Below are 10510 nucleotides of genomic sequence, written 5' to 3'. Positions count from 1 at the left end.
ACGATGGACGACTTCGCCAATTACGATGTCCGGCGTGTGATGGCAGTGCTTCCGCATCGCTATCCCATGCTTTTGGTCGATCGGGTTGAGGAACTGGTGAAGGATGAACGTATCGTGGCGGTCAAAGCCGTCACGATCAACGAAGGCTTTTTCCAGGGGCATTTTCCCGGCCGTCCCATCATGCCCGGCGTGATGATCGTCGAAGCACTGGCGCAAGCTGCAGGCGTGCTGGCTATGGAGAGCTTTGGCCTCGCTGGCTCGGGCAAGCTCGTTTATTTCATGGCCATCGACAATGCGAAATTTCGCGCACCGGTTGAACCGGGTTGTTTGCTTCATCTGAACGTCCAGTTCACACAGAAGCGCCCGCGCGTTTGTAAATTCGCCGGGCAGGCCCTGATTGGCGACCAGGTTGCGGCCGAGGCGGAATTCATGGCGATGATTGCTGATCCGCCTGCTTAACTCAGTGCCAACTACAACGCTTGCATTTAACCCGACGCATCGCTAAGGGCGGCGCTTCCCAAATCCTGACCCGGGTCGGTAACCGGGGTCGCAAAGGAGCAGAAACGTGAAAAAAGACATTCATCCCGACTACCACATGATCAAGGTGCAGATGACCGATGGCACCGTGTTTGAAACCCGCTCCACCTGGGGCAAGGAAGGCGACACGCTGCAACTCGACATCGATCCGACGTCGCACCCGGCATGGACCGGTGGCCGTGGCACAATGCTTGATTCGGGTGGCCGCGTTGCCCAATTCAACAAGCGTTTCGGTGGTTTGACGCTGAAGAAATAAGCTGAACGGCTTTTTTGAGGTTTCAAAGGTGCCGGGTTGACGCCCGGCATTCTTTGCTTTTAAGGACGCGCCAGCCTATCGCAGGCGCATATGGCGACCGTAGCTCAGTTGGTTAGAGCGCTGGTTTGTGGTACCAGAGGTCGGGGGTTCGAGACCCCTCGGTCGCCCCATTTTTCCCCTCGTATTTTTAGGCTGACAAATAGGCTGCGTAATATTATTACGCGGAATAGAAATTATTATCCTTATCTGGGGAATCTACATAATGCCTGCGCTTTGGGACCTGCCTGACTTCGATGCCCACGAATCAGTGCATATGTTTGACGATCCAAAGACAGGTTTGCGCGCTGTCATCTCGTTGCACTCAACCCATCTTGGGCCGGCTGCGGGTGGCACGCGTTTCTGGCACTATGCGGACCAGCAATCGGCGATAACCGATGCGCTGCGGCTGTCGCGCGGGATGAGCTACAAGAACGCCATGGCCGGCCTGAATGCAGGTGGTGGCAAGGCGGTCATCCTGGCAGATGCCCAAAAGACCAAGACCAGCGCGTTGCTCGATACTTTCGCGCGCGCTGTCGATTCGCTCGGCGGTCGCTACATCACCGCACAGGATGTCGGCATCAGCGAGGCTGACATGGTAGCACTTTCGAAAACGACGCAGCATGTTGCAGGACTGCCGGGGCAGGGTGGCGATCCCGGGCCCTATACAGCGCGCGGCGTATTCCTAGGAGTCAAGGCCGCCGCCCGAAGAGCATTAGGCGTCGACACGGTCAAAGGCGTCCATGTTGCAGTTCAAGGCGTCGGCAGCGTCGGTGGCGGGCTGGCCCGTTATCTTGCTGCAGAAGGTGCGCATCTCACCCTTGCCGATGTTGACTTAGCTAAGGCGCAGTCCCTTGCCGCCGAACTGGGCGGACTGGCGGTCGATAGCAGCGCTATCTTGTCGGTAGATGCTGACATTTTCAGCCCATGCGCATTGGGGGCTATTGTCACGACTCAGACCGCCAATGAACTCAAGGTCAAAGCTGTAGCGGGCGGGGCTAACAACCAGCTGGCGACTGGACCGGAAGGCCGCATATTGTCGGATAGGGGCATATTGTACGCACCCGACTATGTGATCAATGCAGGCGGCATCATAAATGTCATGCGTGTAATCGAAAATGCCGATGATGCAGCCGTAAATGCCCGCATTGACGAGATTCCAGCCCGCTTGAATGCCATATGGGACCGCGCGGAAGCCGAGGGTGACACGCCCGCAGAGGTTGCCGACCGGATGGCGCGCGAATTGATCGGGCGTTGACCCAAATCAATTGGCCAAAAATTCAAGCGGTGCTAGAGGCTCGACCCGAGTCACATACATGCACCGCTTTGCCAACCCTGCGCGATTTCTCGGTATAGCCAAACCGTTGACTCCCTTCCTTCTATGGTCGGGGGCAATATTGGTTGTATTTTCCTGTTGGTGGGGTTTGACCCAGGTTCCTGCAGAGCGATTGCAGGGCGATACCGTCAAGATCATGTTTGTCCACGTACCCGCAGCTTGGCTCGGCATGGCTGGCTGGACTGGGATTGCCGTTGCGAGCATCGTACAACTGGTCTGGCGACATCCGCTGGCAGGTGTGTCGGCGCGGGCTGTCGCCGCTCCGGGTGCTGTTTTTGCTGCGCTCTGCTTGGTTACAGGTTCAATTTGGGGCAAGCCGACTTGGGGTGCCTGGTGGGTGTGGGATGGCCGACTGACGTCGATGCTAATTCTGTTTTTCCTGTATCTGGGTTTCATCGCGCTTGCGAATGCATCGAGCGAGAAGGGCAGCCTTAGCCGAACGGCGGCGGTATTTGGCATTATCGGAGCCGTGAACATTCCGATTATAAACCGCTCGGTCGTTTGGTGGGAAAGCCAGCACCAGAAAGCCAGTATTACGCTGGGTGGTTCGTCGATTGATGACAGTTATTTGTGGCCGCTATTCGGAAGCGCGATTGGCTTTTCATTGCTGTTCGGTGCCATCGTACTGATGCGGATGCGAGCCGCCTTGGCCGAAATCCGTATCGAGGCGCGGATGCGCCGATTGGCGGAGGATTGATACAATGACGCATGCGACATTTGTGACTGCCGCTTTTGCTGTCACGGCGGTGGGTTGCCTCTGGCTAACGGTGTCCAGCTGGGCCGCCATGCGCCGCTCGGAATCTTTGGCTGATGATCTGAGGAGCCGAAAGTGAAGCCCAAGCACCAAAGACTTGTGCTCGCTGTGGTTGCGTTACTGGCTCTGATCGGGGCGGGCTTGCTTGCGGCGTCCGCGTTGCGCGAAGAGGCGAGCTATTTTTATACACCGGCGACGCTCGCCAAAGCTGAAGTGGAACCGGGGAAGGCCATCCGCCTAGGTGGCATGGTGCAGAATGGATCGATCAAACGCGATGCCGATGGCGTAACGGTGCGCTTTATCGTGCAAGATCGCGATGCGACCCAACAGGTGGTATATAGGGGAATTACGCCCGACCTGTTTGTTGAAGGTTCAGGTGTTGTTGCAGATGGACGTTTGGACAAAAATGGTCTGTTTGTTGCTGATGGCTTGCTTGCCAAGCATGATGAAAATTATGTTCCCCGCGAACTTAAAGACATCGACATGACGACAGCAGAACATAGCCAGGATACACTCGCCAAATGATTGCTGAAACCGGACTTGCCGCGTTGTGGCTGTCAGCAGCATTGGCTCTTCTGCAGGCATTTGCTGGACTGGGCAGCTGGAAATCAGCATCACCTGCGCTCGCTTCGCTGACACGACCAGTTGCGGTCGCTCAGGGCGCATTATGCTTGCTGGCCTTCGGCTGTCTGCTTTGGATGTTTGCGGTCACCGACCTTTCCGTGCTGCTCGTTGCATCGAACAGCCACATCGACAAACCAATGATATTCAAGATCGCGGGTGCGTGGGGCAACCACGAAGGTTCAATGTTGCTCTGGGTCACGATCCTGACGCTTGCGGGTGCGGCCATCGCACTGTTCGAGCGACGCTTGGACGCGCAGACATTAGGAGCGACGCTGTTCGCACAGTCGCTGCTTGCCCTCGGTTTTTTTGCTTTTCTCCTGTTTTCGTCAAATCCCTTTGAACGATTAAACCCGGCTCCGCCAAGTGGTGCAGGGCTCAATCCGCTGCTGCAGGACATCGGCCTCGCATTGCATCCACCAACTTTGTACATTGGCTATGTTGGTCTGTCGGTCGCCTTTTCCTTTGCCGTGGCGGCACTGTTAACCGGCAAAGTTGGTCCAGCATTTGCTCGTGCCATGCGCCCTTGGGTTTTATTGGCGTGGATATTCCTGACACTTGGCATCGCTGCAGGCAGCTATTGGGCCTATTATGAGCTGGGCTGGGGCGGCTGGTGGTTTTGGGATCCGGTTGAAAACGCATCGTTGATGCCGTGGCTCGCCGCGACAGCTCTGCTCCATTCGGTTGCCGTGCTCGCCAATCGAGATGCACTGCGCGCTTGGACAATCATGTTGGCACTGGTCGCCTTTGCCATGTCGATGGCGGGAACCTTCCTCGTCCGTTCGGGCATATTGACCAGTGTTCATGCCTTCGCCGTCGACCCTGAACGGGGTGCCTTCATTCTGACATTGCTGCTGCTTTATGTTGGTAGCGCGCTGACGTTGTTCGCGCTGCGGATCGGTAGTGTGAAAGAAGGCAAACAGTTCACCCTGCTCAGCCGCGAAGGTGGGATCGTAGCCAACAACATCTTCCTGAGTGTTATTCTCGCCATAGTATTAATGGGAACTATGGCTCCGCTGGTGGCCGAAGCAATGGGCGACAAGATTTCGGTTGGCCCACCTTATTTCAACAAGGCAACCGTACCAATTGCATTGCTGTTGATGCTGGCTCTCATGGTTGGCCCGCTGCTCCGTTGGCGTCGCGATGATAAGGCGCGGTTGAAACGACTGTTCGCGCCAGCAATCGCAGCTGTTGTGGCAGCCGTTTTATTTGCAATTTCGTCGCCTGAGGCTGGATTTTGGCCGATCCTGGCATTGGTGTTGTCTGCAGGTTTAGGCGTAGCATCCTTTTTGCCACTGTTCGGGCGCAATTTGTTGCGCACGCCGCTTCCTATCTGGGGAATGGTAATCGCGCATTTCGGTTTGGCAGTCTCTGTCGCTGGGATGGCAGCCGAGTCAGGGTGGACCACGGAAAAGCTGTCTGCCCTTCGTCCCGGTGAAACGGTTTCCGTTGCAAACTGGACGGTAACGCTTGAGGATGTAGCCCCAGTAGTCGGTGACAATTGGGTGGCTATTGAAGGCCGTTTGTCGGCCAAGCGCGGGAATTTTACCGCGCTGCTTAAGCCTCAAACCCGGCAGTTCTCAAACCCCGAGCAGCAGACCAGCGAAGCAGCCCTGCTCACCCGCTGGGATGGTCAACTCTATGCCGTGGTCGCACCTATATCCGAAACCGAGCTTAGTCGCTGGCAGGTTCGGCTTTGGTGGAAACCCTTTGTTACTCTGATCTGGTTTGGCGGCGGGCTGATTGCTTTGGGTGGGCTGATCGCGCTGTTGGGTCGAATCAAGCTGCCCGTCCGCAAGAAGAATGAGAACCCATGGGTATCGGCATGAAACGTAATTGGCTGATCTGGATTCCACTCGCCGCATTCGCCTTTATCGGCGGGCTGTTCCTCTATGGTCTGGTGCAACCCAAGGACGATTATGTCCGTTCGGGATTGATTGGAAAGCCACTTCCTGCATTTGAATTACCAGCGGCAGTTGAGGGCGTGCCGGGCCTTACGAACACCGATTTTGCCGACGGCAAACCCCGTATGCTGAACGTTTTTGCCAGCTGGTGTCTACCTTGCAAAGCGGAAGCTCCGTTTCTGGAGCAAATCAAAGAACAGGGTGTCGAAATTCACGCCATCGCCATTCGGGACAAGCCTGAAGATGTTGCTGCCTTTCTGGCGGAACATGGCAATCCTTTCGTGCGTATTGGCGCGGATGCCGATATGCTCGTCCAGCTGAAACTTGGGTCGTCGGGGGTGCCGGAAACCTATCTGATCGATGGCAAGGGTAACATCATTCACCAGCATATCGGTGATATCCGTGCCGAGCATGTCGCTCCGCTGGTCGAAAAGCTGAAAGAAGCCAAATGATAGGCAGAGCCTTTCTGATCGGGTTGTTGGTCGCATCAGCACCGCTGGCAGCACAGGAAGGCCCTCCACCGCCTTTGGCGAATGTGCAGTTGAAAGACCAAGTGCAAGAAGAACGAGCGGTCGCGCTCATGGAAAATCTGCGCTGCATCCAATGCCAAGGTCAGTCTATTCACGACAGCGACGCACCTATTGCAGCGGCGATGCGGCACGAGGTGCGCGAACGGGTTGCCGCCGGACAGAGCAATAGTGAAATCGAGCAATGGTTGAAAGGTCGCTATGGCGACTGGATCAGCTTTTCGCCGCCAGCGAAAGGTATTGGTCTGTTACTATGGGGCATGCCGCTCCTCTTCCTGAGTCTCGCATTGATATTGGCGCGTAAGCGTTTTGGAGGATCGACGTCATGACCGGCTGGGCAATCATGGCGCTGCTTGCGGCATTGAGTGTCGGAGGAATTCTTGCCTTCAATCCTGCGCGAAAGCGACTGTGGCAGCCCGTGCTTGCCGCTATCGTCTTGGCGCTAGCCGGATATAGTTGGCAGGGCATGCCCGGCTATATGGCAGCACCCGCAAAGACTATAGATGCGGAAAAAGGGGCTGCTGATGCGCTGATCCAGATGCGATCGGATATGGACCAGAATTATGGCGTTGCCAAAATGTGGTTGGTGACAGCGGATGGTTTCGCGCGTGACGGCAATTATCAGGCGGCTGCGGGATATATACAGGCCGGGATCAGGGAGCATCCAGACAATGCCGATCTCTGGTCCGCCCTTGGCTTGGTAATGATGCTGGCGGCAGACGGCGATCTTACACCGCCGGCCAAACTTGCTTTTGGCAAGGCAAAAGCGCTGGCGCCAAAGCAACCGGCCGCTGATTATTTCGAGGGGCTGGCCGCTCTTTTTGATCGCAAGCCGGTGGAGACTTTGGTTAAATGGCGGGCTGTGCTGGATCGCGCGACACCTAATGCGAAATGGCGGGCACCGCTTGAGTCGCAAGTAAAGGGTCTAGAATCGATGCTGGGTCAGGCTGTTGCCGCCCAGAAGTTAGATAATATTAAATAAAATCAATTATATAGATTTAAAGATTTTACCTGTCTCAATCGTTGTAAGCTGCTAGTCGTCATGCTATCGGCACGCGCCCCCGCCAATCCAGGATAGGTTCGGAGCGGGCAGACAGTATCACGCCTTCGGGGGGCGCATGTCAGAATCACAGCAAACAAGTGCAGATGAAATTCAGGCTGAGCATGGCCATCGCAAGGCGTCGCTCGCAACGATGTGCGTGGGTGCCGTGGGGGTCGTCTTTGGCGATATCGGTACCAGCCCGATTTACGCGTTTCGCGAAACTTTTGCTGGGCACCATCCGATCGAACCCGATCCGATGCACATCATGGGCGTGCTGAGCCTCGTCTTTTGGTCGATGATGCTTGTGGTGACGTTCAAATATGTCTTCACGATCATGAAAGCGGATAACAAAGGCGAAGGCGGAAGCCTCGCTTTGCTCGCGCTGATCAGCCGCAAGACTCAGGGGGAAAAATGGACCGCGCCGATTATCATGCTGGGCGTGTTCGCAACCGCGCTGTTTTATGGTGATTCCATGATAACCCCCGCCATGTCGGTGCTCTCGGCAACAGAGGGGCTTAACTATGTGCACCCCGGCTTCAAGAGTTGGGTGTTGCCGATTGCTCTCGCAATTCTGGTCGGGCTGTTTGCGATACAGGCCCGCGGGACGGCCAAGGTTGGCGCGCTTTTCGGCCCGATCATGGTGTTGTATTTCCTGACCCTGTCCGTGCTCGGCATGATGTATCTGGTGAAAATGCCGGAGATTGTCCTGCACACGCTGAATCCGTGGAACGCGATAAACTTCTTCTACATTGACGGTTTCAGGGCCTTTGTGTCGCTGGGCGCGGTCGTTCTGGCTGTGACAGGTGCAGAGGCGCTCTATGCCGATATGGGGCACTTCGGGCGTCGTCCGATCAAATTTTCATGGTTGTGGTTTGTACTCCCCGCCTTGATGCTCAACTATATGGGGCAGGGGGCGATGATCCTGTCGATGAGCCCAGCGGAGGCGCAGGCTGCAATCAAGGATCCATTCTTCCTGATGCTGCCCGATGCGCTGCGGCTGCCGATCGTTTTCCTTGTCATCTTAGCAACCATCATTGCCAGCCAGGCTGTAATATCGGGCGCCTTTTCGCTGACCCAACAGGCAATCCAGCTGGGCTTCATGCCGCGTCTGCGGATTTTGCACACCAGCGAGAGCGAAGCCGGACAGATATATATCCCGGCAATTAACTGGGGCCTGATGATCATGGTGCTGGTGCTGGTGCTGTTTTTCCGCTCTTCGAGCAATCTTGCAGCGGCTTATGGTATTGCGGTAACCGGGGCGATGTTCATCGACACTTGTCTCATTTCGGTTGTGCTTCTGACCTTGTGGAAATGGCCAAAATGGAAGGCACTGCCTATTTTGGCCGTCTTCTTCATCGTCGACATCGCCTATCTGGGTGCCAATCTGCTGAAAGTGCCACAGGGTGGATATTTTCCGCTTATCATCGGTTTGGTCATCTTCACCTTGCTTACGACTTGGTCGCGCGGGCGCGCGCTGATGCGCGAACGCATGGCTGAAAGCACCATGCCGATGGAGATTTTTATAAAATCTGCGAGCGGCAGCGCCCAGCGTGTTCCCGGTACTGCTATATTCATGGCCTCGACCAGCGCTGGCGTTCCCTCAGCACTGCTCCACAACATCAAACATAATCGCGTTTTGCATGAACGGGTCATCATCTTGACCGTTGATATTGCGGAAATGCCCTATGTCGAAGAAAGCAAGCGGGTGACCTGCAAACCGCTGAGCGAGGGGTTCTATCGGGTCATCCTGCGTTATGGCTTTTTGGAAGAGACCGATGTGCCCGCTGCGCTCGCGAAGGTCGACTTGTGCGGTCCACCTTTTGATATGATGCAAACCAGCTTCTTCCTGTCGAGACAAACACTGATTGCGTCAAAAGTTCCCGGTATGGCGATCTGGCGTGAAAAGGTCTTTGCTTGGATGCTCCGCAATGCAGCGAACGCGATGGAATTTTTCAAGCTTCCGTCCAACCGGGTAGTTGAGCTTGGCAGTCAGGTGGAAATATAGTCCATTTCGGAGCAATTTCACCAAGGGGCTAAGGTTGCATCGACTACTGTTTGTCAATAAGAACAAATAAAGAACCGTTGTGATTGGGCAGATAGTGGAACGGCAAAGCCCGCTATATCTAATATTCAGCTGCGATGTCGCTAAAGTGATTGCTGGCATCGACGATTTCGTATGCGATTCTGTTGGCAAAGTGGCAAGTGCGTTGCCGTCGATGTCCCGCTCCGATCATAGTCTGGTTTGGAATGGCTTGCAGTTTTCTTTGTGCCTAGCGGAACTGCCAGAACTCGCGGTTAATGCTCAGCCAATTCTATGTTCGTCAATGCCTACAGCGAATAGCAACGTCTTTTCCCTGAATTTTGCTGACCATGTGACAGGTGGCAACCGCCTTCCTGAAATTGCACAAGCATTTCTTAAGTTTGCGGCTCTTTTGGTCAAACAGTTGGGGCCTGATAGGGTGATCTGGACGCCTGGAAATTTACTGGTTGATCCTGGATACTTTGCGGAAGCTGTGAATGATTATGCAGAGGGCGGGGCATTTCCCGTTTTAGCGACAATCCAACTGATCTGGTCGCCGGAAAAAGATGGGCTGCATACCGAGGGACTGGAATGGTTTTCAGGTCAGGAGGTCCATTGTGACGTGGTCAAGGGGAGTGAACAAATCTGGTTGCGTCGCATTGTTCGCCTTGTTCATGACATTGCCACCAATGGTCCACTGACAACTGATGAAACGGTGGCAGACTTGGATGGACATCAGCAGGTTTTACTTACTCTGAAAGATGAAGCGCGCGTTGTTCATGCCCGAATAGGCTCCGAAATGGATATTTCTTCGACTGGAAGCTTTTGAAGTGCAAACTACGCACAGGTCGATCTTCTATGTCGAAGGATAGACCATGCCGACATTCAGGGACGTTCGTGCAAGATGCCAGATCAACGGTTTCCAGTGCCATCATCTGATTCCAGTCAAAGTCTGTAACATGGGCGCGCTTCGGCCTTTCTTCGAAAAATCAAAAGCCTATGGGTTTGATCCCGATGATTTTGGAGTGAATGGCATGCACTTGCCTTGTCGCGAACGTATGGCTGCCGCATTTGGGCTTCCTTTGCATCGTGGGCCGCACCCTGCCTATAATCAGATGGTGGCGGAGCGGTTGGCGGCGATATCCGTTTTGGATGAATATGAGTCTAGGCTGCAATTGATGCAGTTTCTGAGAGCTTTGCGTGAGGGATTACGCAATTGTCCGGAAGTCGATGCATTTGACCGTCGACACCCATTTCAACCAACGGTTGACATGCGTCGCCTTGATAGCGACGCTGACTTTCTGTTTCGGTTTACCCAGCCAAGTTGAAATTTTCGGCGCTTTTTTGCTGGACGTCGGAAACAATGTGTGAAAAAGGCGCTTCATTATGAACGCAGCGCTCAATCTTTCCCTGCTTCTACGACTTACGCGCCCTTAGGCGCGCGTACGGGCTTGGCCTTAGGCTTTGCCACCCGCCT

12 protein-coding genes and 1 tRNA gene are annotated in these 10510 nt (G+C 54.9%); all 13 read left to right on the top strand.

Annotated features, from left to right (window positions below):
- Positions 1-3 precede the first annotated feature (3 nt).
- The 13 genes from fabZ to DXH95_RS06875 all read left to right on the top strand — a co-directional run bounded on the left by fabZ (position 4) and on the right by DXH95_RS06875 (position 10361).
- On the top strand, positions 4-459 hold the full coding sequence (gene fabZ, locus DXH95_RS06935; RefSeq protein ID WP_115548654.1) for a 3-hydroxyacyl-ACP dehydratase FabZ: 456 nt from the start codon (positions 4-6) through the stop codon (positions 457-459).
- Positions 460-565: 106 nt separating this feature from the next.
- Positions 566-793: a 50S ribosomal protein L31 gene (rpmE, locus tag DXH95_RS06930; RefSeq protein WP_115548653.1), complete on the top strand. Its 228-nt coding sequence runs from the start codon at positions 566-568 to the stop codon at positions 791-793.
- A 93-nt stretch (positions 794-886) separates the two neighbouring features.
- Positions 887-963: transfer RNA gene (locus tag DXH95_RS06925), tRNA-His, on the top strand.
- Positions 964-1055: 92 nt separating this feature from the next.
- A complete protein-coding gene (locus tag DXH95_RS06920; RefSeq protein WP_115548652.1) occupies positions 1056-2087 on the top strand; it encodes a Leu/Phe/Val dehydrogenase in 1032 nt (343 codons plus the stop codon).
- Positions 2088-2145: 58 nt separating this feature from the next.
- Positions 2146-2862: a heme ABC transporter permease CcmC gene (gene ccmC / locus DXH95_RS06915; RefSeq protein WP_115548651.1), complete on the top strand. Its 717-nt coding sequence runs from the start codon at positions 2146-2148 to the stop codon at positions 2860-2862.
- A 132-nt stretch (positions 2863-2994) separates the two neighbouring features.
- Positions 2995-3444 (top strand): cytochrome c maturation protein CcmE, encoded by a 450-nt coding sequence (gene ccmE / locus DXH95_RS06910; RefSeq protein ID WP_115548650.1) that lies wholly within the window; start codon positions 2995-2997, stop codon positions 3442-3444.
- Positions 3441-5369: a heme lyase CcmF/NrfE family subunit gene (locus DXH95_RS06905; RefSeq protein ID WP_115548649.1), complete on the top strand. Its 1929-nt coding sequence runs from the start codon at positions 3441-3443 to the stop codon at positions 5367-5369. The genes ccmE and DXH95_RS06905 overlap by 4 nt, the downstream gene beginning before the upstream one ends.
- The gene (locus tag DXH95_RS06900; RefSeq protein WP_115549442.1) at positions 5366-5896 is read left to right on the top strand and encodes a DsbE family thiol:disulfide interchange protein; all 531 of its coding nucleotides are present in this window, start codon (positions 5366-5368) and stop codon (positions 5894-5896) included. Before DXH95_RS06905 ends, DXH95_RS06900 begins: the two co-directional genes overlap by 4 nt.
- Positions 5893-6300: a cytochrome c-type biogenesis protein gene (locus DXH95_RS06895; protein WP_115548648.1), complete on the top strand. Its 408-nt coding sequence runs from the start codon at positions 5893-5895 to the stop codon at positions 6298-6300. The genes DXH95_RS06900 and DXH95_RS06895 overlap by 4 nt, the downstream gene beginning before the upstream one ends.
- Entirely contained in the window at positions 6297-6953 is a 657-nt protein-coding gene (locus DXH95_RS06890; RefSeq protein WP_115548647.1) for a tetratricopeptide repeat protein, read from the top strand. Before DXH95_RS06895 ends, DXH95_RS06890 begins: the two co-directional genes overlap by 4 nt.
- 136 nt (positions 6954-7089) lie before the next feature.
- Entirely contained in the window at positions 7090-9018 is a 1929-nt protein-coding gene (locus DXH95_RS06885) for a potassium transporter Kup (RefSeq protein ID WP_115548646.1), read from the top strand.
- Positions 9019-9097: 79 nt separating this feature from the next.
- The gene (locus tag DXH95_RS06880) at positions 9098-9862 is read left to right on the top strand and encodes a hypothetical protein (protein WP_181883589.1); all 765 of its coding nucleotides are present in this window, start codon (positions 9098-9100) and stop codon (positions 9860-9862) included.
- Positions 9863-9908: 46 nt separating this feature from the next.
- Positions 9909-10361: an AHH domain-containing protein gene (locus tag DXH95_RS06875; RefSeq protein WP_115548644.1), complete on the top strand. Its 453-nt coding sequence runs from the start codon at positions 9909-9911 to the stop codon at positions 10359-10361.
- The last annotated feature ends 149 nt before the right edge of the window (positions 10362-10510 follow it).

The organism is Sphingorhabdus pulchriflava (assembly GCF_003367235.1).
Classification (GTDB): domain Bacteria; phylum Pseudomonadota; class Alphaproteobacteria; order Sphingomonadales; family Sphingomonadaceae; genus Sphingorhabdus_B; species Sphingorhabdus_B pulchriflava.
Note: the sequence above shows the minus strand (reverse complement) of the source record. Positions and strands in the feature narration are given on the sequence as shown.